Annotated in this window: 23 protein-coding genes and 1 tRNA gene; 12 read left to right on the top strand and 12 right to left on the bottom strand. The window is 70.2% G+C overall.

The annotated features are described in order from the left end of the window. The first annotated feature begins 9 nt into the window (after positions 1-9). The 5 genes from ACZ7PG_RS50880 (at position 10) to ACZ7PG_RS50860 (ending at position 5658) form a co-directional block, all read left to right on the top strand. Positions 10-1143 (top strand): lactonase family protein, encoded by a 1134-nt coding sequence (locus ACZ7PG_RS50880; protein ID WP_470246448.1) that lies wholly within the window; start codon positions 10-12, stop codon positions 1141-1143. A gap of 73 nt (positions 1144-1216) precedes the next feature. Beyond that, complete coding sequence (locus ACZ7PG_RS50875) at positions 1217-2500, top strand: extracellular solute-binding protein (RefSeq protein WP_470246447.1); 1284 nt, start codon at positions 1217-1219, stop codon at positions 2498-2500. Further along, positions 2500-3447 (top strand): carbohydrate ABC transporter permease, encoded by a 948-nt coding sequence (locus ACZ7PG_RS50870; protein ID WP_470246446.1) that lies wholly within the window; start codon positions 2500-2502, stop codon positions 3445-3447. Before ACZ7PG_RS50875 ends, ACZ7PG_RS50870 begins: the two co-directional genes overlap by 1 nt. Further along, positions 3438-4286 (top strand): carbohydrate ABC transporter permease, encoded by an 849-nt coding sequence (locus ACZ7PG_RS50865; RefSeq protein WP_470246445.1) that lies wholly within the window; start codon positions 3438-3440, stop codon positions 4284-4286. The genes ACZ7PG_RS50870 and ACZ7PG_RS50865 overlap by 10 nt, the downstream gene beginning before the upstream one ends. A 1-nt stretch (position 4287) precedes the next feature. Next, entirely contained in the window at positions 4288-5658 is a 1371-nt protein-coding gene (locus ACZ7PG_RS50860; RefSeq protein ID WP_470246444.1) for a beta-N-acetylhexosaminidase, read from the top strand. On the opposite strand, the gene ACZ7PG_RS50855 is transcribed toward ACZ7PG_RS50860, so the two are convergent. The 3 genes from ACZ7PG_RS50855 to ACZ7PG_RS50845 form a co-directional block, all read right to left on the bottom strand. Then, positions 5659-7407, bottom strand: coding sequence for a M64 family metallopeptidase (locus tag ACZ7PG_RS50855; protein WP_470246443.1), 1749 nt, complete (start codon positions 7405-7407; stop codon positions 5659-5661). It abuts the gene before it with no gap. 68 nt (positions 7408-7475) lie between these two features. Then, positions 7476-8144 (bottom strand): response regulator, encoded by a 669-nt coding sequence (locus tag ACZ7PG_RS50850; RefSeq protein ID WP_284750118.1) that lies wholly within the window; start codon positions 8142-8144, stop codon positions 7476-7478. After that, entirely contained in the window at positions 8141-9778 is a 1638-nt protein-coding gene (locus ACZ7PG_RS50845; protein WP_470246442.1) for a sensor histidine kinase, read from the bottom strand. The genes ACZ7PG_RS50850 and ACZ7PG_RS50845 overlap by 4 nt, the downstream gene beginning before the upstream one ends. A gap of 91 nt (positions 9779-9869) precedes the next feature. On the opposite strand from ACZ7PG_RS50845, the gene ACZ7PG_RS50840 reads away from it, so the two are divergent. Further along, complete coding sequence (locus ACZ7PG_RS50840) at positions 9870-11237, top strand: cation:dicarboxylate symporter family transporter (protein ID WP_470246441.1); 1368 nt, start codon at positions 9870-9872, stop codon at positions 11235-11237. Positions 11238-11337: 100 nt separating this feature from the next. Here ACZ7PG_RS50840 and ACZ7PG_RS50835 read toward each other — a convergent pair whose 3' ends face one another. After that, a complete protein-coding gene (locus tag ACZ7PG_RS50835; protein WP_360482710.1) occupies positions 11338-11739 on the bottom strand; it encodes a winged helix-turn-helix transcriptional regulator in 402 nt (133 codons plus the stop codon). Positions 11740-11845: 106 nt separating this feature from the next. Here ACZ7PG_RS50835 and ACZ7PG_RS50830 point away from each other — a divergent pair, with 106 nt between their 5' ends. Continuing rightward, a complete protein-coding gene (locus ACZ7PG_RS50830; protein WP_470246440.1) occupies positions 11846-13261 on the top strand; it encodes an MFS transporter in 1416 nt (471 codons plus the stop codon). Between the two features lie 102 nt (positions 13262-13363). On the opposite strand, the gene ACZ7PG_RS50825 is transcribed toward ACZ7PG_RS50830, so the two are convergent. From ACZ7PG_RS50825 to ACZ7PG_RS50810, 4 genes are all read right to left on the bottom strand, one after another. Next, positions 13364-13807, bottom strand: coding sequence for an SRPBCC family protein (locus ACZ7PG_RS50825; protein ID WP_470246439.1), 444 nt, complete (start codon positions 13805-13807; stop codon positions 13364-13366). Then, positions 13804-14529 carry an anti-sigma factor family protein gene (locus ACZ7PG_RS50820; protein ID WP_470246438.1) on the bottom strand — a complete coding sequence of 242 codons (726 nt, stop codon included), beginning with the start codon at positions 14527-14529 and terminating at the stop codon, positions 13804-13806. The genes ACZ7PG_RS50825 and ACZ7PG_RS50820 overlap by 4 nt, the downstream gene beginning before the upstream one ends. Then, positions 14526-15077 carry a sigma-70 family RNA polymerase sigma factor gene (locus ACZ7PG_RS50815; RefSeq protein WP_410597193.1) on the bottom strand — a complete coding sequence of 184 codons (552 nt, stop codon included), beginning with the start codon at positions 15075-15077 and terminating at the stop codon, positions 14526-14528. The genes ACZ7PG_RS50820 and ACZ7PG_RS50815 overlap by 4 nt, the downstream gene beginning before the upstream one ends. Positions 15078-15221: 144 nt before the next feature. Beyond that, positions 15222-15731: a hypothetical protein gene (locus tag ACZ7PG_RS50810; RefSeq protein ID WP_470246437.1), complete on the bottom strand. Its 510-nt coding sequence runs from the start codon at positions 15729-15731 to the stop codon at positions 15222-15224. 221 nt (positions 15732-15952) lie between these two features. Here ACZ7PG_RS50810 and ACZ7PG_RS50805 point away from each other — a divergent pair, with 221 nt between their 5' ends. After that, positions 15953-16495 carry a fibronectin type III domain-containing protein gene (locus ACZ7PG_RS50805; RefSeq protein WP_470246436.1) on the top strand — a complete coding sequence of 181 codons (543 nt, stop codon included), beginning with the start codon at positions 15953-15955 and terminating at the stop codon, positions 16493-16495. 4 nt (positions 16496-16499) lie between these two features. Here ACZ7PG_RS50805 and uvrA read toward each other — a convergent pair whose 3' ends face one another. Together uvrA and ACZ7PG_RS50795 are read right to left on the bottom strand one after the other, a co-directional pair. Beyond that, positions 16500-19361 (bottom strand): excinuclease ABC subunit UvrA, encoded by a 2862-nt coding sequence (gene uvrA / locus ACZ7PG_RS50800; RefSeq protein WP_470246435.1) that lies wholly within the window; start codon positions 19359-19361, stop codon positions 16500-16502. Between the two features lie 75 nt (positions 19362-19436). After that, a complete protein-coding gene (locus ACZ7PG_RS50795; RefSeq protein ID WP_470246434.1) occupies positions 19437-20642 on the bottom strand; it encodes an acyltransferase family protein in 1206 nt (401 codons plus the stop codon). Positions 20643-20750: 108 nt separating this feature from the next. Here ACZ7PG_RS50795 and ACZ7PG_RS50790 point away from each other — a divergent pair, with 108 nt between their 5' ends. The 4 genes from ACZ7PG_RS50790 (at position 20751) to ACZ7PG_RS50775 (ending at position 23102) form a co-directional block, all read left to right on the top strand. Then, the gene (locus ACZ7PG_RS50790; RefSeq protein ID WP_470246433.1) at positions 20751-21428 is read left to right on the top strand and encodes an MBL fold metallo-hydrolase; all 678 of its coding nucleotides are present in this window, start codon (positions 20751-20753) and stop codon (positions 21426-21428) included. A gap of 105 nt (positions 21429-21533) precedes the next feature. Beyond that, positions 21534-21603 (top strand) — tRNA-OTHER (locus ACZ7PG_RS50785). A 65-nt stretch (positions 21604-21668) separates the two neighbouring features. Then, entirely contained in the window at positions 21669-22409 is a 741-nt protein-coding gene (locus ACZ7PG_RS50780) for a hypothetical protein (RefSeq protein ID WP_470246432.1), read from the top strand. A gap of 210 nt (positions 22410-22619) precedes the next feature. Beyond that, positions 22620-23102 carry an AMIN-like domain-containing (lipo)protein gene (locus tag ACZ7PG_RS50775; RefSeq protein ID WP_470246431.1) on the top strand — a complete coding sequence of 161 codons (483 nt, stop codon included), beginning with the start codon at positions 22620-22622 and terminating at the stop codon, positions 23100-23102. A gap of 15 nt (positions 23103-23117) precedes the next feature. Here the strand turns inward: ACZ7PG_RS50775 and ACZ7PG_RS50770 are convergent, their stop codons facing one another. After that, positions 23118-23900, bottom strand: coding sequence for a DUF1684 domain-containing protein (locus tag ACZ7PG_RS50770; protein WP_470246430.1), 783 nt, complete (start codon positions 23898-23900; stop codon positions 23118-23120). 20 nt (positions 23901-23920) lie between these two features. Beyond that, positions 23921-24526 (bottom strand): hypothetical protein, encoded by a 606-nt coding sequence (locus ACZ7PG_RS50765; RefSeq protein ID WP_470246429.1) that lies wholly within the window; start codon positions 24524-24526, stop codon positions 23921-23923. Position 24527 lies beyond the last annotated feature (1 nt).

The following is a 24527-nucleotide window of genomic DNA, read 5'->3' as shown; positions in this document are numbered from 1 at the left end:
TGGGAGACAATGACGATGACCGGACTTTCCCGTCGTACGTTCCTCGGTGCCGCCGCTGGGGCCAGTGCCGCGACCGTTCTCGGCGCACAGCTCGCGTCCGCGGCCACCACTCCGAAGGGCTGCATCGCCGGAGGGACCGTGTACATCGGCAGTTACACCAGCGGGGCGGGCGGCCACGGCCTCGACGTCTCGAGCCGGTCGGGTGCCACCCTGGGCCCGGTCCGGACGGTGCCGGGCATCACCGACACGTCGTGGTTCGACCGCGGCGCGGACGGCAAGACGTTGTACGTCACCAACGAAGGCGATCCGAACGGGTTCGTCTCCGCGCTGAACGTCAGTGACGCGGCGAACCCCAAGCTGCTCAACAAGGTTTCGTCGAAGGGCGGCGCGCCGACGCACCTGAGCGTGCATTCGAGCCAGAAGTACGTGCTGGCGGCGAACTACAGCTCGGGCAGCGTCGTCGTGCTGCCGATCCTGGCCGGCGGCAAGCTCGGCGCGGCCACGGATCTCGTGACGCACAAAGCCGACTCCGGGCAGGCCCACGCCCACCAGGTCGTCAACGACCCGACCGGGCGCTGGGTGCTGTCGGTCGACCTCGGCGCCGACTCCGTGTACGTCTACTCCCTCGACGTCGGCACGGGAAAGCTCGCGCTGCACCAACAGCTGAAGCTGCCCGCCGGTGCCGGGCCGCGGCACCTCGCGTTCGACAAGACCGGAGCGTTCGCCTACATCCTGCAGGAGCTGCGCCCGGAGGTGACGGTGGCGAGCTGGGACGCGGCCACCGGGAAGCTGAAGGCGCTTTCCGTGGTCCCCGCGGTGCCGCCGGGCAGCACCGGGGACCTGTTCCCCGGCGAGATCGCCCTGTCGAAGGACGGGAAGTTCGCCTACGCGACCGTCCGGGGGCCCAACACCCTGGCGACGTTCTCCGTCGCCGGTCCGACGCTGAAGCTGGTGTCCACTGTGTCCAGTGGTGGCAACTGGCCGCGGCACGTCGCCCTCGACCCCGGGGAGAACTGGTTCTACGTCTCGAACCAGCGTTCCGGCACCGTCACGTGGCTGCCGCGCGACCCGGCCACCGGCCTGCCCGACGCGGTCGCCGGCAGCCTGGCCGTCCCCGACGTCAACTCGGTCTACTTCGCCTGAGCACCGGTCGTGAGTGCGTAACAGTGTTCTAACACTGTTACGCACTCACGACCCTCCCCACTGGAGGATTCCCATGAGACTGCGCCGCACGCTGCCCGTCGTCGCCGGGCTGGCCCTGCTGGCCGGCTGCGCGCCCACCCAGTCCGCGCCCGCGGGCTCCGGCGGGGACGAGAAGACCGGCACCGTCCGGGTCTGGCTGTTCGACGAGGCCAACCGCGCGCCGAAGGAGGCCGCGGTCAAGGACGCCATCACCGAGTTCAAGGCCGCGCACCAGGGCGTCGAGGTCGACGTCCAGTGGGTGCCGGTCGAAGGCCGCGCCGACAAGTTCTCCGGCGCCTTCACCGACCAGGCCAGCGCCCCGGACGCCGCCGAGTTCGGCAACACCGACGTCTCCAGCTACGCCGCCACCGGCGCCCTCGCCGACCTGACCGGCGACCTCGCGTCGTGGAGCGAGGGCAAGGACCTGATCCCGACCGTCGTCGACACCGCGAAGTCCGGCGGCAAGACCTACGGACTGCCCTGGTACACCGGCATCCGCGCGTTGTACTACCGCACCGACGTCTTCACCGAGCTCGGTCTCAAGCCGCCGACGACGCTCTCGGAGCTCACCGAAGACGCCCGGAAGATCCGCGCCGCCAAGCCGGACCTCTACGGCATCTCCGTCGGCGGCAAGTACACCTACGCGATGCTCCCGTTCCTCTGGGCCAACGGCGGTGAGCTGGCGCAGGAGACCGACGGCAAGTGGAAGTCGACGGTCACCGGTGAGCAGGCCAAGGCCGGCGTGACGCAGTACGCGAACCTGCTCAAGGACGACATCTGCCCGCCCGCGCAGTGCGCGAACCTGACCGGCACGCAGAGCGTCACGGCGTTCGCCGGCGGCAAGGCCGGGATGACCATCGGCGGCGACTTCAACCGCAAGGCCGTCGAACAGGGCGCGGTCAAGGGCAAGTACGCCGTCGTCCCGATCCCGGGCACGGCCGCGGGCAGCGTCGCGCCCGCGTTCGCCGGCGGCAACCTCCTCGGCGTCTTCAACGCCTCCAAGCACCGCGGCCTGGCGCTCGAGTTCATCGAGCTGCTCGGCGGCGCGAAGTACCAGGAGAAGATGTACACGGCGATGGGGAACCTGCCGACGCTGAGCACCGTGCAGCAGAAGCTCGCCGCGAACGACCCGTTCCTCAAGCCGTTCGTGGACACCCTGAAGGCGGGCACGAAGTTCGTCCCGGCGACGCCGGCGTGGTCGAAGATCGACAGCCAGAACGTGCTGCCGACGGCCGTCCAGCAGATCGCGACCGGCGGCAAGGACCCGGCCGCCGCACTCACCGACGCGGCCGCGGCGATGGACAAGGCCTTCGGGTAGTGGTGACCGTCCAGGAAGCCCCTTCCGTCACGGCCCCCGCCCGGCGGCCGCGGCGGAAGGGGGACGGCCGGGCCGCCGCGCTCTACCTCGCCCCGGCGGGCGTCCTGCTCGCCGCGATGCTGGCCTACCCGATCTACCAGCTGATCCTCATCTCGTTCTACGACTACGGCCAGCCCCAGGCCGCGGGCAACGCGCCGCTGGTGTTCCTCGGCTTCGCGAACTACACCGACCTGCTGTCCCAGGTGCAGTTCTGGACCGTGCTCGGCAACACAGTCGGGTTCGCCGCGGCCTGCGTCCTCGGTTCGCTCGTGCTCGGCACCGGGCTCGCGGTGCTGGCTTCGCGCGTGCGGTCGCTCCCCCGGACGCTGCTGTTCCTGGCCGCGCTCGGCGCGTGGTCGACCCCGGCGATCGCCGGCTCCTACGTCTGGCTGTTCCTCTTCGACACCGACTTCGGCCTGGTCAACGAGGTGCTCTCGGGGGTCGGGCTGCCGTTCGAGCACCACTCGTGGACCTTCGGCACGGTCGGCGCGTTCGGGCTGGTCGCCGCCGAGGTGATCTGGTGCTCGTTCCCGTTCGTGCTGGTCACGATGTACGCCGGGATCAAGGGCGTCCCCGACGAGGTGCTCGAAGCCGCGTCGCTCGACGGCGCGTCGGTGTGGCGCACCAGCTGGTCGATCGTGCTGCCGATGGTCCGGCCGCTGCTGATGATCGCGACCGTCCAGTCGATCATCTGGGACTTCAAGGTGTTCACCCAGATCTACGTGATGACCAACGGCGGCGGGGTCGCCGGCCGCAACCTGGTCCTCAACGTCTATGCGTACCAACAGGCTTTCGCCGGGCAGGAGTACGGCCTCGGCTCGGCGATCGGAGTCGTCATGACGCTGTTGCTGCTGTCGATCACCGGGCTGTACGTCCGGTCGCAGCGCCGGAGCGCGGCATGGCTGTGAAGCGTCCCGGTCGGCTGATCGCCGAGGTCATCACCGTCGTGATCGCCGGGATCGTCGCCTTCCCGCTGTACTGGATGCTGCTCTCGGCGTTCAAGCCGCCGGGCGAGATCCAGTCGGCGAACCCGAAGCCGTGGACGTTCAGCCCGTCGTTCGACAGCTTCCAGCGCGTGCTCACGGTGTCCGGCTTCGGGCGGTTCTTCGTGAACAGCCTGGTGGTCGCGCTGGTCGTCGTGGTGTTGTCGCTGCTGCTGTCCTTTCTCTCGGCGGTGGCGCTGACGCGGTTCTCGTTCAAGGGCCGGACCGTGCTGCTGGTGATGATCCTGGTCGCGCAGATGGTGCCGGTGGAGGCGCTGACCATCCCGCTGTTCTTCCTGATGCGCCAGATCGGCGGCGTCGCGCCGGCGTTCGGGCTCAACGAGCTGGGCTCGCTCGTGCTGGTGCACCTGGCGTTCAGCCTGCCGTTCGCGATCTGGATGCTGCGCGGGTTCGTCGCGGCCGTGCCGGTGGAACTCGAAGAAGCGGCGAAGCTCGACGGCGCGTCGCGGATGCGGTTCACGTGGCAGATCCTGTTCCCGCTGGTGGCGCCCGGGCTGGTCGCGGTGAGCGTGCTCGCGTTCATCCACGCCTGGAACGACTTCCTCTTCGCCAAGACGTTCATCATCTCCAAGACCGAGAACCAGACGCTGCCGCAGGCGATCCTGGTGTTCTTCAAACCGGAGGACACCGACTGGGGCGCGGTCATGGCGTCCTCGACGCTGATGACGATCCCGGTCCTGGTGTTCTTCATTCTCGTGCAACGACGGCTGGTGTCCGGGATGGCCGGCGCCGTGAAGGGCTGACATGTCTTTCGATACCCTGCTCCCCCGCCCGGTTTCGGTGACGCCCGCGCCGGGTTCGTGCCCGTGGCCGTCCACTGTGGACGTCCGGTCGGCGTCTTTGCCGGCGGAGAGCTATCGGCTGGAGATCTCTCCGTCCGGGGTCGTGTTGCACTGCGGTGATCTTGCCGGGGAGGTTTACGGACGGCAGACGCTGCGGCAGCTCGCCGGGCCTTCCGCTTTTCGGGCGGCTTCTTTCGGCGAAGCGTTGTCGCTGCCATGCGGGGTCGTCGAGGACCACCCGCGGTTCGGCTGGCGCGGGTGCCTGCTCGACGTCGCCCGGCACTACCGGACCAAGGCCGAGGTGCTGCGGTTCGTCGACCTGCTGGCCGCGCACAAGCTGAACGTGCTCAACCTGCACCTGACCGACGACCAGGGCTGGCGCTTCGAGGTCCCCGCGTATCCCGGGCTGACGTCGGTGGGCGGCTGGCGGCCGTCGTCGATGACGGGCAGCGGGGGCGAGCAGGACGGTCGTCCGCACGGCGGCTTCTACACCGGCGAGGACCTGCGGGAGATCGTCGCTTACGCGGCGGCGCGCGCGATCACCGTGGTGCCGGAGATCGACATCCCCGGCCACGCCCGGGCGGCGCTGGCGGCCTACCCGTCGCTGGGGACTTCGGAGTCCTACGAGGTCTGGACCGCCTGGGGCATCAGCACTTCCCTGCTCGACCCGTCGGAGTCCACTTTGGACTTCTTCCGGACCGTGTTCGACCACCTGCTGGAGATCTTCCCGTCGAAGGTGATCGCCCTGGGTGGCGACGAGACCCCGGGCGCGACCGACGAACACCGTAAGTTCGTCCGGCTGCTCGCCGAGCACCTGGTGTCGCGCGGCCGCACGCCGATGGGCTGGGACGAGGTCCTCGACATCCCGGACCTGCCCCCGATGGTGATCGGCTCGTGGCAGAACGAAGAAGCGGGCGTCCGCGCCGCCGCGGCCGGGCACGATGTCGTGATGTGCCCGGAGCAGCACGTCTACCTGGACCACCGGCAGTCGTCGCACCCGGACGAGCCGATCCCGGTCGGCATGGTGCACACCCTGGAAGACGTGTACGCGTACGAGCCGGCGCTCACCGGAGAGCGGCTGCGCGGGGTGCAGGCGCAGGTGTGGAGCGAGCACCTCGACAGCGTGCGGCGCGTCGACTACATGGCCTTCCCGCGGCTGTCGGCGTTCGCCGAGGTGGCGTGGAGCGGCGGAACCCGGGACTACGCCGAGTTCCTGCCGCGCCTGCGCGACCACCACCTGCCCCGGCTGGACGCCCTCGGCGTCGAGTACCGGCCGCTGGACGGGCCACTCCCCTGGCAGACCCGGCCCGGGGTCCCGGGCCGGCCGCGCTGATCAGGGCAGCAGCGTCACCGTGAACGACCGCGTCGGGCCCACGTTGCCCGCCGCGTCGATCGAGCGGTACTCGACGCGGTGGCGGCCGTAACCCGGGGTGCGGTCGCTGAACGGGGACACCGTGAGCCCGCCCGAACCGAGGTTGCCGTACGCCAGGCCGTCGATCTCCGTGCCACGCGGCGTGAACAGGTACGGCGCGTTCGGGTCCGTCGGCCAGCCGTAGTACTTGTGCCAGCCGTCGCCGTCCACACGGAACTCCGGCATCCCGTCCGGTGAGGTCAGCCGCATCGTGAACGAGCCGTGGAACACCGTGCCCGGTGGCAGTTCCGCCGTGGTCGTCGGGCCCGTGGCGTCCACCGTCCAGGTCAGCGTGGTGCCGCCGGTGGTCGCGGTGAGCCGGTGCGTTCCGCGGGACTCGTCGAGCGCGAAGTCCGGGCCGCTCCCGACCGGCCGGCCGTCGAGGGCCCAGCGGACCGGCGGGACGGACCCCGTCGGCTCCCCGGTTTCGACGTAGATGACGTCGTGGCCGCCGACCGGCGCGGCGGTGGACGTCGATCCCTCCACTGCCGGGCCGCCGGTGGGCGGGGTGACGACCGAGGTGTCGACCGTCCACGTGCGCGTCGCCGTGGGCCGGACGGCCGGGTCGCGGACGAACGGCGTCGGGTCGGTCACCGTCGCCGTCAGCGTGTGCTTGCCCGGCTTCACGTGGGCCTGGCGCAGGTCGAGGGAGTCGGAGCCGCGCAGGGGGACGCCGTCGAGGGTCCAGGTGACGTCGAGGCGGTGGCTGACCGGGTGCATCGGGCGCACCCACACGACCCGGTCGGCGCCGACCGTGCCGGCCGGGGTGCCGCCGGCGATCAGCGGGACCTTCGCCGAGATCCGCTGAGTCATCCGCTCGCGGCCGACCTGGTCGAACGCGTAGCCGAGGGTCTTCATCATCGAGTGCGCACTCGGCCGCCAGACGCCGGTCTGGGTGTAGAGGCCGCCCTCGTACCGGCCGAGCCGGCCGCCGGACTCGCTGGGCTCGCCCAGCCACCGGTACCACTTCGCGTGCTGGTCCCGCATCTGCTTCTCGGTCAGCAGGGTGTGGTGGATCGAGTCGGGCTCGCCGCCTTCGTAGGCGCCGCCCGGGACGTTGCGGGCGTAGTAGTCGTACTCGTCGTCGAGCCCGCCGAGCGAATGGCCCAGCTCGTGCGGCGAGATGAGCGCGGAAAGCGCGTTGCCACCGGACGCCGTCGCGTACGCGCCGCCCGCGCCGCCGTAGGTGTCGCTGTTGGCGAGGGCGAGGATCTGCCGGTTGGCCCGGGTGGTGCCGGGCACGAGATCGGCGTACCGCTGCGCGGCGTCGTCGTCGACGGTGAGGAGGCGCTGGACGCTCTGGGCGTTGCAGCCGCCCCAGAAGCCCATGTTCAGCGGAGTGTTCCTCTGCGGCGCGTCGAGCGAAGGGTCACAGTCCACACCGGACTCGGGCGAGGCGATCGACACGGCGTAGACGTTGAAGTAGCTGCGGTAGGACTTGAACGGCTCGAGCGACCACAGGGTGCTGACGTGCCGCTGGACGTCGGCGAAGAACTTCGGCTGTTCGGCGGCGGTGTAGCCGTCCCCGAGCACGACGAGGTTGAACCGCTGAGCGGCGGGCCCGCTCACTTGGACGTCGGTGACACTCGCGGCCGGCTCGTCGGCGTAGGCCGGCGTGGCGATTCCGACGACGATCAGCAGCGCTGCGAAGAACCCGGCCCACTTCGACATGGTCCGGTTCTACCGCAACGGAAACACCCCCGGAACCGCCGGAAGTCGGAGGCTCGCAGTATAGGGCGTTATACGCGGGTGAGCCGGTACCAGACCTCGGGCCGGCCGACCTGGCCGTAGTGCGGCTCGCGGTGTGCCATCCCGTTGTCCGCCAGGTACTCCAGGTACCGCCTCGCCGTCACCCGGGACGCTCCGATCGCGCTCGCCGCCGCTCCGGCCGACAGGCCTTCCGCGGCTCCCGACAGCGCGTCCGTGATCGCCTCCAGGGTCTGGACGCTCATCCCCTTCGGCAGCGGGGGCTGCTCCGTCGTGCGCAGCGCCCCCAGTGCCCGGTCGATCTCGGCCTGGCCCGTCACCTCGCCCGACGCGTCGCGGAACTCGCGGTAGCGCTCCAGCTTTTCGCGCAGCGTCGCGAACGTGAACGGCTTCAGCAGGTACTGCACCACCCCCACCGACACCGCCGCCTTCACCAGGCCGAGGTCGCGCGCCGACGTCACCGCGATGACGTCGATCGGGAGGCCCGCCGCGCGCAAGGAGCGGCAGACCGCCAGGCCGTGGGTGTCGGGCAGGTAGAAGTCCAGCAGCACCAGGTCGACCGGCTCACGTTCGCAGAACCGCAGGGCGTCGCCGCCGGAATGGACGACGCCCGCCACCGAAAACCCGGACAGCCGCTCGACGTAGACGCGGTGCGCCTCGGCGGCCACCGGCTCGTCCTCCACCACCAGCACCCGGATCACCGGTCCGCCTCCTGTCGCGGCAGGCGCACGGTGAACACCGCGCCCCGGTCCCGCCCGACGTCCACCGTGCCGCCGTAGCGGCGCACCGCCTGCCCGACCAGTGCCAGGCCGAGCCCGTGGCCGTCTTCGGCCTTCGTCGACCAGCCGCGGCGGAAGACGTCCACGTCCTCGGGGACGCCGGGTCCGGTGTCGGCGACGCGCAGCAGCAGCTCCGCGGGCCCGGAGCGGGCGGTGACGACGACCGCGGGCTTGCCGGTGCCGCGCACGGCCGCGTCGATGCCGTTGTCGATCAGGTTGCCGAGGATGGTCACCAGGTCGCGGGATGCGACGCCGAGCGAGATGTCGTCGATCACCGTGTCCGGCGTGATCGTCAGCTCGACGCCGCGCTCGCTGGCCTCCGCGGCCTTGCCCAGCAGCAGCGCGGCGAGCACCGGCTCGGCCACGGCGCCGACGACGCGGTCGGTCAGCTCCTGGGCGAGCGCGAGCTCGGCCGTCGCGAACTCGACGGCCTGCTCCGGCTGCCCGATCTCCACCAGGGAAACGACCGTGTGCAGCCGGTTCGCCGCCTCGTGCGCCTGCGACCGCAGTGCCTCGGCGAGGCCGCGGGCGGTGGTCAGCTCACCGGTCAGCGTCTGCAGCTCCGTGTGGTCGCGCAGGACGACGACGGTGCCCTGCGAGCGGCCGCCCGAGCGGACCACCGACGTGCTGACGAGCAACACACGCGAGTCCGTCAGGTGCAGCTCTTCGGCGCGGTTCTCGGCCGACCCGAACGCTTCGACCAGCTCGGCCGGCAGGCCCAGCGACGTCAGCTCGCGCCCGACCGGCTCGGCGTCGAGGCCGAGGAGGGCGCGCGCGCCGTCGTTGCACAGGCCGATGCGCCCGTCGCGGCCGACGAGCAGCACGCCCTCCCGGACCGAGTGCAGCACGGCTTCGTGGTACTCGAACAGGTTGCTCAGCTCGTCCGGCGCGACCCCGCGCGTCTGACGCCGCAGCCGGGCGCTGATCAGCCAGCCGCCCAGCGCCCCGACCACCAGCACCCCGGCGGCGACGCCGAACAGCGGCCAGAGCCGCTCGCGCAGCTCGGCCGAGATCGCCGCGACGATGATCCCGACGGCGACCAGCGCGACCACCCGCTGCCCCGGCCCGAACACCGGGACGACCGTGCGCACCGACGGGCCGAGCGAGCCGGTGTAGGTCTCGGTGTACTGCTGCCCGCGCTGCGCCTGCTCGATCGTGCCGATGTAGTGCTGGCCGATCAGCGCCGGGTTCGGGTGGGTGTACCGGATCCCCGCCGGGCTCATGATCGTGATGAAGTCGACGCCGGTGTCCGCCTGCACCCGGACCGCGAACGGCTGCAGCGTCACACTGGGGTTCGGGGTCGCCGCGGCCGCCGCGACAGTCGGCGCGTCCGCGACCGCCGAGGCGATCGCGCGGACCTGGTCGCGCGCGTTCTCGTCCACCGCCCGCGACGCGTCCAGGTAGGCGAACGTGATCCCGGCGCCGGCGAGCACGCAGAGCACCACCAGCTGCAGCACGAGCAGCTGGCGCGCCAGGCTCCAGCGGGACGACGTCGCGGACACCTCCTCATACCAGCACACCGGCAGGCGGCTGTCCGAACAGGACGGGGCGATCATCGCGCGAACTCAATGAACACAAGTGAGCCGGGTCACCCGAATGCCCCTACAGTGTGCCGCAACCTGGAACACCCCTGAGCTGGAGGCAACGGTGCCGACCCCACCGACAACCGACGAGACCCCGCGTCGGCGGGACAAGACCCACTACCTGTACCTGGCCGTGATCGTCGCGGTCGTGCTCGGGATCCTGGTGGGCTTCCTGTTCCCCGGCTTCGCCAAGGGCCTCAAGCCCCTCGGCGACGGCTTCGTCAACCTGATCAAGATGATGATCACGCCCATCATCTTCTGCACCATCGTCATCGGCGTCGGCTCGGTCGCGAAGGCGGCCAAGGTGGGCCGGGTCGGTCTGATGGCGTTGTTCTACTTCATCATCATGTCGACGTTCGCACTGGCGATCGGCCTGGTCGTCGGCAACATCCTGCACCCGGGCACCGGCCTGCACCTGAACCCGGCCGACGTGAAGAGCGTCCAGAAGTCCGCCGGTGGCGCCGAAGCCCCGGTCGACTTCATCCTCGGCATCATCCCCAAGACGCTCGTCTCCGCCTTCACCGAAGGCGAGGTCCTGCAGACCCTGCTGGTCGCGCTGCTCGTCGGGTTCGCGCTGCAGAAGCTGGGCCCGACCGGCGCTCCGATCCTGCGCGGCATCGAGCACATCCAGCGCCTGGTGTTCCGCATCCTCGCCATGATCATGTGGGCCGCCCCGATCGGCGCGTTCGGCGCCATCGCCGCGGTGGTCGGCGCGACCGGCTGGGCCGCGTTGAAGAGTCTCGCGGTGATCATGATCGGGTTCTACGTCACCTGCCTGCTGTTCGTGTTCGTCGTGCTCGGCCTGGTCCTGTGGCTCGGCGCCCGCGTCAACATCTGGCACCTGCTGCGCTACCTCGGCCGCGAGTTCCTGCTGATCTTGTCGACGTCGTCGTCGGAGTCGGCGCTGCCGCGGCTGATCGCGAAGATGGAGCACGTCGGCGTCAGCAAGTCGGTCGTCGGCATCACCGTGCCGACCGGGTACTCGTTCAACCTGGACGGCACCGCGATCTACCTGACCATGGCGACGTTGTTCATCGCCGCGGCCCAGGACGAGCCGCTCTCGCTCGGCTCGCAGATCGGCCTGCTGGTGTTCATGATCATCGCGTCGAAGGGCGCGGCCGGCGTCAGCGGCTCGGGCATCGCCACCCTGGCGAGCGGCCTGCAGTCGCACCGGCCGGAACTGGTCAACGGCGTCGGCTTCATCCTCGGCATCGACCGGTTCATGTCCGAGGCCCGCGCGCTGACCAACTTCGCGGGCAACGCCGTCGCGACCGTCCTCATCGGAAACTGGACGAAGGAGTTCGACCGGGAGAAGGCCGAACGGGTCTTCGCCGGGCAGGAACCCTTCGACGAGGCCACCATGCTCGACGAGCACAGCCCCGCGGCCGGCACCGACGACATGGACGAGACCAGCCCGCAACCCGCCCGGTAACACCGAAGACGTTCGTGCTCACGCCCCCGCTGAGCACGAGCCACGCGGGCCGCTGTGCGAGTTCCCCGACTTCGCGCAGCGGCCCGTTTCCACGTCCGCGTCAGCAGGCGGCGTGGCCGTCGTAGACGACGCGCGCGGCGGCGATGTCTTCGCGGTGCTGCTCCGCCCAGCCGAGCAGGCCGCTCAGCGACTGGTACAGCTCCTTCGCCATCGGCGTGGCTTCGTACTCCACGCGCGGCGGGACCGTCGGGTAGATCGTGCGCTCCAGCAGGCCGTCGCGCTCGAGGTTGCGCAGCGTCAGGGTCAGCATCCGGCGGCTGATCCCGTTGACCGCGCGTTCCAGCTCGGTGAAGCGCACGGGGCCGCGGATGGCCTCCAGGAGGATGCCGATCGCCCACTTGCCGCTGATCCGGTTGATGACCTCCAGCACCGTGCAGACGTCGAGTTTCTCCGGGTCGATCTCGGTGACCTGGACAGGTACACCGATGTTCCCCTGGGACATGAAAGTGCCTCCTTACGAGCGCACCCATGGTCACACATGATGGGCACTGTTACAAGAAGTGCCCTGGCAACGACCAGGGGGAACGCTCGACTGGAGGGGCCCAGACATGGCCGAGAACCATCCCACCCGCTCCCGCGGCCTCGCCTTGGCGGTGCTGTGCGCCGCCTCGCTGATGGTCGTGCTCGACAGCAGCATCGTCGCGGTGGCGCTGCCCGCCATCCAGGCCGACCTCGGCTTCACCGCCGCCGGTCTCGCCTGGGTCGTCACGGCGTACCTGGTCGCCTTCGGCGGCCTGCTGCTGATCTCCGGCCGGCTCGGCGACCTGCTCGGGCGCCGCCGCGTCTTCCTCGGCGGGCTCGGCCTGTTCACGGCGGCGTCGCTCGTCGCGGGACTGGCTTCGGACGCCGGTGTGCTCGTCGTTTCGCGGTTCGCGCAGGGGGTCGGCGGCGCGCTCGCGTCGGCCGTCGTGCTCGGCATGATCGTCACGATGTACCCCGAGCCGGGCCCCCGCGCGAAGGCGATCGGGGTGTACAGCTTCACGCAGGCCGCGGGCGCGTCGATCGGGCTCATCGCGGGCGGCGCGCTGACGCAGGCGCTGAGCTGGCACTGGACGTTCTACGTCAACCTGCCGATCGGCGTGGTCGCGCTGGTGCTGGCGGTCCGGGTGCTCGAAGCCGACCGCGGCCCGGGCCTGCGGGCCGGCCTGGACGTCCTGGGCGCGGTGCTCGTCACCGCGGCGGTGATGCTCGGCGTGTACGGGATTTCGTCCTACGCCTGGGGTGCGGTGGTCGCGGCCGCCGCGCTGCTGGCCGCGTTCGTGGTGCGGCAGGCGAAGGCCCGCACGCCGCTGCTGCCGTTGCGGCTGTTCCGGATCCGCGCGGTCACCGGCGCGAACGTGGTGATGGTGCTGATGGTCGCCGGGATGCTGGGCTTCCAGTTCGTCACGGCGTTGTACCTGCAGCAGGTGCTGGGCCTCGACGCGCTGCGCACCGGCGTCGCGTTCCTGCCGGTGCCGCTGGTGATCGCGGTGGCGTCGCTGGGCTTCGCGGACAAGCTGGCCGCGCGGTTCGGGGCACCGGCGGTGCTGCTGTCCGGGCTGGGCCTGGTGATCGTGGGCTTGCTGCTGCTGACGCAGGTGTCCGACAGCTACTTCACCGGCATCCTGCCGCCGCTGCTGGTGATGGGCCTCGGCGCGGGCGTGGCGATCCCGGCGCTGATGGGGCTGGCGATGTCGGACGTCGCCGACGCCGACGCGGGCGTGGCGTCCGGCCTGATCAACACGACCCAGCAGGTGGGCGCGGCGATCGGCACGGCGGTCCTGGCTTCTGTGGCCGCGTCCCGGACGGCGAGTCTGGGTTCGCTCGGCCACCGCGAAGCACTGGCGTCCGGCTTCCGGCTGGCGTACGGCGTCAGCGCGGGCTTCCTGATCGCCGCGGTGACGCTGGGAGCGGTGGTCCTGGCCCGCCGCCCCCGCCCGGCCGCCACGCCTGCCCCGGAGGTCTGCGTGGCCGGCCGTGAGTGAAGGGTCGACACGCGTGATCAGAGGGTCGACACGGCTTCCCCGACCGTGTCGACTCCGCAATCACGCGAGTCGACCCTTCACTCACGCGAGTTGGCGCTTCGATCACGCCAGGTAGGCCGAAAGGCCGCGGTGGCCCCGCCGCATCATCAGCGCGTGGTTGGCGCGGAAGAGCGGCCGGGCCACCGCGTCGAGCCGCCGCAGCAGCTCCTTGCGAGCCTGGACGTCCTGGGTGATCCGCAGGAGCGTGCCCGCGCCCGCCGCGCGGACCGCTCCGGCCAGTACCCCGTCCAGGTCGCCGCTCAACCGGACCCGCATGAGGCCCGCCCGTTCGTCCTGGTGTTCCCGGTGCATCCGGACCACCAAGCGGAACGGGAGCCGGGACCGGCAGATCAGCTCGGCGGTGTCGTCGTCCACCCGGCGCACCGTGCGGACGTCCGACCACCACCGCGGGTAGCCGGCGAGGTCGGTGACCGCGTCGAACACCCGATCGGGCGCGGTACCGGGCAGCAGCCACGTGCTGCTGAACCGGTAGCGCGCGCCCGTCATACCTGGGCCGAGACCAGCTTCCGGCCGTCCACCGTGACGATGTCGACCGACTTCACGTCGTCAGGCGCCACCAAAGCGGAACCGTCGAGCGAGAAGCCCGAACTCTCCCACTTCTCGGACACCTTCCAGCTGCCGGCGGTGACCGCCTGGCCTTCCTTCGTGACGACCTGGAGGAGGCACTGCTCCCCGGCCTTGACGCCCTTCACGGCGACGTTCACCCGGACCCAGCCCTGGAACGGGGCCACCGACGCGGCCAGCTGCACGCCGGTCGTCGGATCACGCCCTTCGACGCTCTTCGTGCCGGGCACATCGGTCGGCGGCGCGGGGATCGCGAGGGGCTCGCTTCCCCCACCCGTCTGCCGGCCGACCAGGATTCCGCCGCCGAGCGCGGCCACGACCAGCACGGCCGCCGCGACCAGGGCGAGGCCCCGGCGTGACGTCGTGCGGCCCGAAGAGCGGACCGGCAGTGCTTCTTCTTCGTCGCGCACCCGGCGGAGGGTCTTCTGCAGCAGCAGATCCCCGCCCTCGGGCGGCCCGTCGAGGAACGCCTCGGGCGGTACCTCGTCGAGCGACTCGCGCAGAGCCACGAGCTCGTTCAGGTCGAACCGGCACTGCGCGCAGGTCTGCAGGTGCCGCCGCTCGAAGTCGGCCGCCTCCCCGGGATCGAGCGCGCCGAGGGCGTACGCGCCGAGCTGCGTGTGACTCTCATCGACCGCGTTCATCGCGCCACCTCCGTTCCGCTCGAAATCATCGCTGCTCTCAATGCTCTCAGTGCGTAGTACGACCTTGATTTCACGGTACCCGGTGCGACGCCGAGTGTTCTCGCCGCTTCGGCCACCGTCCGTCCCCGGTAGTAGATCTCCACCAGGACCTCTCGGTGCTCGTTAGAAAGACCGTCCATCGCGCCGAGCACCGTCATCGAGTCGACCACGCCCTGGGCGTGATCGCGCTCGACGGCCGGCGTCGGCGCGCCTTCGGCCGGTTCGGCCACCTCCTGTGGCCGGGCCGCCCGGGCACGTGCCCGGTCGGTGACCAGGTTGCGCGCGACGGTCAGCAACCAGCCGCGCACCGAGCCCTTCCCGTCGTTCTGCAGGTCGTCCGCGTGTTTCCACGCTCGGACCAGCGTCTCCTGGACCACGTCCTCGGCTGCCGCCCGATCACCGGTCAGCCTCGTCGCGTAGGCCAGCAGGCTCCGGCCGTGTTCGGCGTACAGCTGCCGAATCAGGTCCTCGCCTTTGGCCTTCTTAGGCCGCCTGCCTCCTATGGCCACCCTCGTCCTCCCGACGGTGTTCTGAGTCGTCGAGGACAGTAGTGCAACCCTCAGCTCCACCGGCGGTGCGTGCGCCGAGCGCAGCGCGACCATGGTGTTCATCGGCTGCCCGTCCTTCCTCGTGCTGCCCGGAATCCGTCGGTTTCAGTAGCCGGAGCCACCGGCCGCGGGCTGTGCCGCGGTGATCTTGCTGCCGTCCGGGGCGACGGCGAACCAGGTGCCGTTGGCGCCCTGGCCGTTCATCTGCCCGGGGGCCTTGTCGCCCGAGAACTCGTAGAGCGCCCAGCCGTTGAGCGTGAGCTGCTTGCTGCCGTCCGGCCGCGCCAGCGTGCCGACCTGGCTGTCCTGGATGCCCTGGAGCATCGGCGAGGTCTCCCCGGCCAGCGCCGGCGGCCAGGTCGTGGCGCACTCGGCCTCGCAGTGGGACATCGGCGGCGTGGCCATGTCCTTGTCGAACCGGTAGAGCGTCTTGCCCGCGGCGTCGGTGACGACCGTCCCGACCCCCGCCACCTCCGTGGCGGCCAGCATCACGTGTCCGGGCTGCCCGTGCTCCGGGTTCCCGCCCCCGGCGGAGGCCATGTCGCCACAGGCCGACAAGGGGGCGACGACGGCGATCGCGGCGGCACACAAACTGGCCGTCCGGATACGGTTCATGGCGTTTCTCTCCTCGGTGAGGGCGGCACCGCCGTCCGGCGGACCTCGACACCTGAGACACGGACGGTTGCGGGAAACGGTTCAGCGGGCTTTCGCGCGGTTCGGTGCCGGTTCGGGGCCGGATTGGTGCGTTCCGGTGATCGGCACGACCTTGTCGCCGTGCGGGCGGGTTCCTAAGCTGATCACGATCGCCGCCGCCCCCGCTTCACCCGGGAGCCGCCGTGTCCGTGAAACCCCTGCTCTGCGTGGCGCTGCTGGCCGCGGGCTGTGCCACCGCCGCGCCGGCGCCCTCGTTCACCGCTTCGCTGACGTCACCGACCGACGTGGTGTTGACGTGGCCGGACGACGAGGCCGGCCACCGCGTCGAGTACGCGAACGACCCCGCCGGGCCGTGGACGACGCTGCGGTTCCTCCCCGCCCACACGACGAGCTACCACCACCCGGACCTGATCCCCCGGACGCCGTTCTACTACCGGGAGCAGCCGTTCACCGGCCCGGTGACGACCGAGCTGCACGAGGTGACGTCCGGCGACACGGTGACGTTCACGTGGGCCGACCGCACAAGCGACGAAGCCGGGTTCCTCCTGGAGATCCGGCGGCCGGGCACGCCGGACTTCGACCCGGTCGAGGTGACCGACCCGGACGCGACGACGTGCACCTTGTCCGTGCTCCCCGGCGAGGGGGGCTCGGCCTACCGGCTCCGGGCCCTGCACTACGGCCCGCTCTCCCCGGTGGTCCACCAGACCACCGGGGAGGAGCGGTGAGCCGCTACTCGGCGGTGAGGACGGTGCGCAGGAACTCGCCCGTGTAGCTCTCCTCGACGCTCGCGATGTGCTCCGGCGTGCCCTCGGCGACGATCGTGCCGCCGCCGTTGCCGCCTTCGGGACCCATGTCGATGATCCAGTCGGACGTCTTGATCACGTCGAGGTTGTGCTCGATCACGATCACCGAGTTGCCCTTGTCGACCAGCCCGTTGATCACGCCGATCAGCTTGTTGATGTCCTCGAAGTGCAGACCGGTCGTCGGCTCGTCGAGGATGTACACCGTCTTGCCGGTCGAGCGCTTCTGCAGCTCGCTGGCCAGCTTGACGCGCTGCGCCTCGCCGCCCGAGAGCGTCGGCGCGGGCTGCCCGAGCCGGACGTAGCCGAGGCCGACGTCCACCAGCGTCTGCAGGTGGCGGTGGATGGCCTTGATCGGCTCGAAGAACTCCGCCGCCTCCTCGATGGGCATGTCGAGCACGTCCGAGACGGTCTTGCCCTTGTAGTGCACCTCGAGGGTTTCCCGGTTGTACCGCGCGCCCTTGCAGACCTCGCAGGGGACGTAGACGTCCGGCAGGAAGTTCATCTCGATCTTGATCGTGCCGTCGCCGGCGCACGCCTCGCAGCGGCCGCCCTTGACGTTGAACGAGAACCGGCCCTGCTGGTAGCCGCGGACCTTCGCCTCGGTCGTCGCCGCGAACAGCTTCCGCACGTGGTCCCAGACGCCGGTGTAGGTGGCCGGGTTGGACCGCGGGGTCCGCCCGATCGGCGACTGGTCGACGCGCACCAGCTTGTCGACGTTGCCCAGGCCGTTGACCCGGGTGTGGCGGCCCGGCACCTGGCGGGCGCCGTTGAGCTTGTTCGCCAGCACCGTCGCGAGGATGTCGTTGACCAGCGTCGACTTGCCCGAGCCCGAGACGCCGGTGACCGAGACCAGCGCGCCGAGCGGGAACGAGACGTCCAGCCCGCGCAGGTTGTGCTCGCGCGCGCCGACCACGGTCAGCTGCCGCTTCTTGTCGATCGGCCGCCGGATCGCCGGGATCTCGATCCGCCGCCGCCCGGACAGGTACTGCCCGGTGATCGACTCCTTGCTCTTGAGCAGCTTCTTGTACGGTCCACTGTGGACGATGTGGCCGCCGTGCTCGCCCGCGCCCGGGCCGATGTCGACCACCCAGTCGCTCGAGCGGATCGTGTCTTCGTCGTGCTCGACGACGATCAGCGTGTTGCCCAGGTTCCGCAGCCGCGTCAGCGTCTCGATCAGGCGGTGGTTGTCGCGCTGGTGCAGGCCGATCGACGGCTCGTCGAGCACGTACAGCACGCCCACGAGACCCGAACCGATCTGCGTCGCGAGCCGGATCCGCTGTGCCTCACCACCCGAAAGAGTGGCCGACGCGCGGTCGAGCGAGAGGTACGTCAGGCCGACGTCGAGCAGGAAGCGCAGGCGGGCCTGGATCTCCTTGAGCACCGCGCCGGCGATCATCGACTCGCGCTGCCCGAGCTCCAGCTCGTCGAGGAACTGCGACGCCTCGGCGATGGAGAGGGCGCAGACCTCGGCGATCGACATGTCACCGCGGGTCTTGTGCTGCAGCGTGACGGCGAGGATCTCCGGCTTGAGCCGGGTGCCCTGGCAGGCCGGGCACGGCACCTCGCGCATGTAGCCCTCGTACCGCTCGCGCATGTACTCGGACTCGGTCTGCTCCTGGCGCCGCTCGAGGAACGGGATGACGCCCTCGAAGGCCGCGTAGTACGACCGCTGGCGGCCGTAGCGGTTCTTGTAGCGGACGTGCACCTGCTCGTCGACGCCGTGCAGGACGGCCTTCTGGGCCCGCGCGGGCAGCCGGCGCCACGGCGTGTCCATCCGGAAGCCGATGGTCTCCGACAGCGACTCCAGCAGCCGGATGAAGTAGTCCGCGCTCTGCCCGCCCGACCACGGCGCGATCGCGCCCTCGGCCAGCGACAGCTCGTCGTCCGGGACCACCAGCTCCGGGTCGACCTCCTTGCGGATGCCGATGCCGGTGCACTCGGGACAGGCGCCGTAGGGCGAGTTGAAGGAGAACGAGCGGGGCTCGAGGTCCTCGATGGCCAGCGGGTGGCCGTTGGGGCAGGCCAGGTTCTCGGAGAAGCCGCGGATCCGGTGCGGGTCGTTCTCGGGCAGGTCGACGAACTCGAGCTCGATCAGCCCGTCGGCCAGCCGCAGCGCCGTCTCGACCGAGTCGGTGAGCCGCTGGCGCGAAGACGACTTCACGCTCAAGCGGTCGATGACCACGCCGATCTGGTGCTTTTCCTGCTTCTTCAGCTTCGGCGGGTCGGTCAGCGCGTGGACCGTCCCGTCGACGACCACGCGCGCGTAGCCCTGCTGCTGCAGGTTCTCGAACAGGTCGACGTACTCGCCCTTGCGTCCGCGCACCACCGGCGCGAGCACCTGGAAGCGGACGCCTTCGTCCATCTCCAGCACCTGGTCGACGATCTGCTGCGGGGTCTGCTTGCTGATCGGCTCGCCGCACTTGGGGCAGTGCGCCTTGCCGGCCCGCGCGTAGAGCAGCCGCAGGTAGTCGTAGACCTCGGTGATCGTGCCCACGGTCGAGCGCGGGTTGCGGGAAGTCGACTTCTGGTCGATCGACACCGCGGGCGAGAGGCCCTCGATGAAGTCGACGTCCGGCTTGTCCATCTGCCCCAGGAACTGGCGGGCGTACGCCGAGAGCGACTCGACGTAGCGGCGCTGCCCTTCGGCGAAGATGGTGTCGAAGGCGAGGCTCGACTTCCCGGACCCGGACAGACCGGTGAATACGATCAGGCTGTCGCGGGGCAGGTCGAGATCCACGCCGCGGAGGTTGTGCTCGCGGGCACCGCGAACAACGAGGCGATCAGCCACGCCAGGGTCCCTTCAGTGTCATTCTCAGCTGCGGTCGCCGGCCCGGTGGGAGGCTGCACGGGCGGCCTCTCCATGCTACGAGCCACCACCGACAGAAACTGGCTCCGCGTCTTTGACCTGCGGTTCTTCCGGCTTTCGCCGAGTGGTGAGCCACCGGTGGACCGGCCGTTCGACCCCCGCGGTGACCGCCCAGCCCGCCAGCACGGCGGCACCGACGACCACGGGGAGCCGCAGCCAGCCGGGCAGGCCGGCGTCGAGCAGGGCGCGGGCCAGGACGTAACCCAGTTCCTGGTGCACCAGATAAAGACCATACGAGATGCCCGCGAGCCAGGTGACGGCCGGGGCGATCCTCGCGAGTCCGGGGAACCGCCAGTCCGGGCCGCGGGCGGCCAGGCAGACCAGCAGCAGGAGCACGGCGAACCCGATCGTGGACGGCCAGCGCAGGGCGTCCTGCGGCAGCGCGACGTGGAACGGGAAGACCTGCAGGTCCTGCGCGGCGACGGCGGCGGCCACGAACAGCGCGGCGTGCCACGTCCGGAGCCGGCGCTGCGACCAGAGCCACAACGCGATGCCGATGGCGAAGACGTGCAGCCGATGCAGGCCGAGGCCGTAGAAGAAGGTCTCGACGACCGGGCTGGCCGTCCCCGGTGGGAAGACCAGGAAGCGGAGCGCGAGCGGGACGAGGATCAGGGCCCACAGCAGGGCGACGGTCAGCCGGTGGGTGCGCCACGACCGCGGCCACAGCAGGGCGGCGCCGGTGAAGGCCAGCAGCTGCACCGGCAGCGTCCAGTAGGAGCCGTCGAGGTAGTAGAACGTCTCCGACCGGACGCCCCACTCCTGCACCATGCCGAGGTTGGCGACCAGGTCGAGCCCGGTGGGGATGTACCACGGCGCCGGGTTCGCCGGCGGCCCCTGCGGCACGCCGAAGAGGAACCCGAGGACCCCCGACGGGTACGGCAGGCCGCTGAAGGAGATGGCCGCCCACCGCGTCACGACGTAGGTCACCAGGACGGCGACCAGGTAGGCGGGCACGAGGCGCGCGACGCGGTTCCACAGCCACCGGCGCGGATTGCCCTTGCGGAGGCTCGCGCAAACGAAGAAGGCGGAGATCACCAGCAGGATCGCGGCGCCGAACTGCGCTGTCACCCTTACGGGGTACCCCGTCAGTTCGGGGTGCAGAAGAGCACCCTGGTGGGTGACGTGCCCGAGGATCACCGCGAGGACGGCGACGACGCGGAGGAGGTCCCAGCTGATCCGGCGCGGCGTCGGGGAGGTGGGCACTGTCGTCCTGAGGTCGGTTCGGCGGGGGTGCGGTGAGCCTACGTGGCGGGGTGAGCGCGCGCTTGTGCGGGTGGAACCGGTTGGAGCGAAACGACTACCGTGTGCAGGGTGAACATCGTGGAGACCTACACCGGGCACGTCGACCCGGGCGGCGACGCCACCCGCCGGACCCTGGACGCGCTGACCATCACCAAGCTGTCCGTCGGCCCGATGGACAACAACACGTACCTGCTGGTGTGCCGGGCGACCCAGGAGGCCCTGCTGATCGACGCGGCGGCCGACCCGGAGCGCATCTCGGACCTGATCGGCCACGGCCCGGACCGGCCCGCGTTGAAGACGGTGGTGACCACCCACCAGCACGGCGACCACTGGCAGGCACTGGGCGCGGTGGCGGGGGCGAACGGGGCCAACACGGCGGCGCACCCGCTGGACGCATCGCCGTTGCCGGTGCCGCCGGACTTCCTGGTGGAGCACGGGGACACGCTTTCGGTGGGGCAGGTCACTCTTTCGGTGATCCACCTGAGGGGGCACACACCGGGGTCGATCGCGCTGCTGTACCGCGATCCTTCGGGGCACCCGCACCTGTTCACCGGGGACTCGCTGTTCCCGGGCGGGGTGGGGCGGACCACGTCGCCTGAGGACTTCGCGTCGCTTGTGGACGACGTCTCGTCGCGGATCTTCGACGAGCTGCCGGACGAGACGTGGTTCTACCCGGGCCACGGGGATGATTCGACGCTGGGCGCGGAGCGCCCGAAGCTGAAGGAGTGGCGCGACCGCGGCTGGTAAGATTACGTGCCCGCGGCGCGAAAGCTCCGACAGGTAACCTTTGACTGCCGGCGTCTCTCCGGCGCTTGCCTGATCAGCGGGTGCCACCAGGAGAGATATCCGGATGGCCGATTGGTGTAATGGTGAACACGCCTCGATTGCGAGGAGTTCCCGGGTTCGATTCCCGGGTCGGCTGAGTGCAGGACGTTTCCTGCACTCAGCCGACCCTGGAATCCCAGATTTCACACAGGAATTTATATCGTGTCCTCCTTCAAGGTCTGGAAATACCACCACAGCAACTCAGACTTACTCGAAACCGGATTCACCACCACGACACGATACTGCAAGGAATTCATCCGACAGGGCCGCCAGCGAGAAGCGGACTCTCAAACCCGGCTGGCCGCGGTCAACCTGGCCGCACTCTTCGAGAGCCGCCTGATGGAACTGATCTTCCACGAAGATTCAGCCGTCTACGCCGATCGCGACAGGATTCTCGCCTGCGCCTCGATGTCCGACACCTGGCGCAAACTGGTGGACGAAGGCTTCGCTCAACTCGAAGGCATCCGCCTCAGTCTGGTCCCTCGAGGCTTGAAGTCCTCGAACAAATCTCGCCACACGGAGATCATCACCGCGATCGACGACCACGTGGTGCCGCTGATCGAACTCAGGAACGCGTTGGCTCACGGGGGCTGGGAATACACGCTGACTGATGACCGGATGACAGTCTCGCAGACCAAGATGCAACACCTCCGAACCACGTCGTTGTGGCATCTCCAGGTGCAACACAATCTCTTCGGTCATCTTTACAAAGCAGTCTATGACCTACTTATAGCGAAGTCATTCGAACGCGACTTCGACAAGCATTTCAACAACCTGCACGCGGCAACCGCCAGACTGAAAAGGAACGGTTCGAAGGACTGGGAGGCGATGCTCCGGCGGAGGTGGCAGCGACGCCCCGCACGAATGCACTTACCTCCTGCGGCCAAAAGAGCCATACCCTGACGGGGTGATACAACACCGCGACGCTCGGTCGCCAAGCGCTTGCGCCGATGTCGGCAGGTCGGTGATCCGGTCGCGTCCGCTGAGACCGGGCGCCACGTCCGGAGCAACCGCATAACGATAAGGGACTTCCGCGCAACTTCCCGGACGAACCGGACGTCCCCCGAGAACCCAGCGCTGGGACTTCCATCGGTTCGCTCCAGGAGGCCCACCATGTCCAGACCCGTCAGACGCGCGCTCCTCGCCGTCGCGATCCTGCTCGCGGGAACCGTCGCCGCCGCCGCGCCGGCCCACGCCGCTCCCACCATCCCGGCCATGACCAACATCCGGACCGGGAACAACCCCACCTTCGACCGGATCGTGCTCGACCTGACGTCCGGACCCGCGCCCGCCGTCAGCTACCAGCTCACCGACGAACTCACCGCTGACCCGAGCGGCGAAGTCGTCTGGCTCACCGGCGAATACTTCATCAACGTCTCCGCCACTCCCGCCGCCGCGCACGATGATGCCGGGACGCCCACCTACACCGGGCCGCAGAAGTTCCGGACGCGGAACCTCGCCAACGTCATGGCCGTCGCCGTCACCGGGGACTTCGAAGCCCACCTCACCGTCGGGCTCGGCGTGCGGTCGCGGACCGCGGTGAACGTCTTCACGCTCACCGCGCCCAACCGCGTCGTCATCGACGTGGCCCACTAGGGGAACGCGGGGGAGTCACCCGCGCTCGTACGGGATCTTCTCCCCCGCCTCCACCGCGACCGGCAGGTGGTTGCCCGCCGGCGGCAAGGGGCACGTCGCGAAGTCCGTGAACGCGCACGGCAGGTTCACCGCCCGGTTGAAGTCCAGCGTCACCGTTCCGTCCGCCGAAGGCGCGCTGACCGGCAGCGAGCGGTTCGCCGCGTACGTCGTCACGCCGCTCGTCTCGTCCGTGAACAGGATGCTGAAGCCGCCGTCCTTGCCATTGAACGCGGTCAGCGTGTGCGACGCTCCATCCAAAGAAAAGTGCACCAGGCCCGGCGCCGTGTACACGTGGCTGAGGCCCTCCACCACCGCGCCGACCGTCGTGGGCCGCGGTGCGTCGAACGGCTCGAAGCGCCCCTCGATCACCCAGGACGGCGATGGCTCGAACGCCGGGATGCCGTGGAACTCGCGCAGGACCTCGGCCTTCGGGTCGTGCACGCGGATCAGGTACCCGGACCGGCGGGCGACCTCGATCTCGACGTCGCCGGCCAGCACGCGCGTGCCCGCGCCGCTGTTGACCAGCTCGAACCGGCGGGTCCCGGTGATCGGCGAACCCTCGTGCGTCAGCGTCGCGCCGGCCGGGTCGACGTACGCCGCCTCCGCGTCCTGCCACCAGCGGCCCGGGATGCCCGGGTACTCGCGCGGGGCGTCGGTCAGCCAATCGAGCGACACCAGCGCCAGCCAGCCGTGGGGTGCCGCGAGGTCCTCCTCGCGGTGGGTCTTCCAGTCCTGCCACTCGCTCGTGAACGTGCTCATCGCGGGCCCCTTCTGCTCGGCTACGACGGTGCCAACCCGCCGCCCGCGCCGGTATTCCGCGTCCCAGTATCCGGACCGGTCCGCAGCCACGCGATTTCGCGCTCGCCGCCGGCGGGGACGACAACGCGCCGGAACCCCGGCTCGTCCGCGAGAGCCGTGTGGAACCGGTCGGAGAGGATCAGCAGCTGGTCGCACTCCGGGGCCGCGGCCATCGCCGCCTTCAGCACCTCCGCGTCGCACAGCCAGACCGCCAGCGCGATCGCCGCGCCGCCGAAGTTCGGTGGCCGCAGCACCACGTCGCCGTGGTCGGCGGCGAGCCTCAGCCGCAGCCGGCCGAACTCGTTGAGGTGGCGGTTGCGGCGCCGCAGCGCCTCGCCCAGCCCGTCGGCGAACTCCGTCGCGACCCACCGCAGCGGCACGGTCGGCGGGATGACCAGCGTCGTGTTGTCCCCTTCGGCCCGGCGGTACCAGGTCGGCGTCCGGTACGGCACCGGGACGTGGTCGAACACCTCGTCCAGCACCCCGTCGAGGGTGGTGCCGAGGTGCACCGCGCGGGCGGTGCCGCCGCGGCTCGGGGAGACGATCCCGAGCCGGACGACGGTCGCGGCCACCGGGACGGTGCGCATG

It is taken from the genome of Amycolatopsis sp. NPDC114504 (assembly GCF_055633595.1).
Note: the sequence above shows the minus strand (reverse complement) of the source record. Positions and strands in the feature narration are given on the sequence as shown.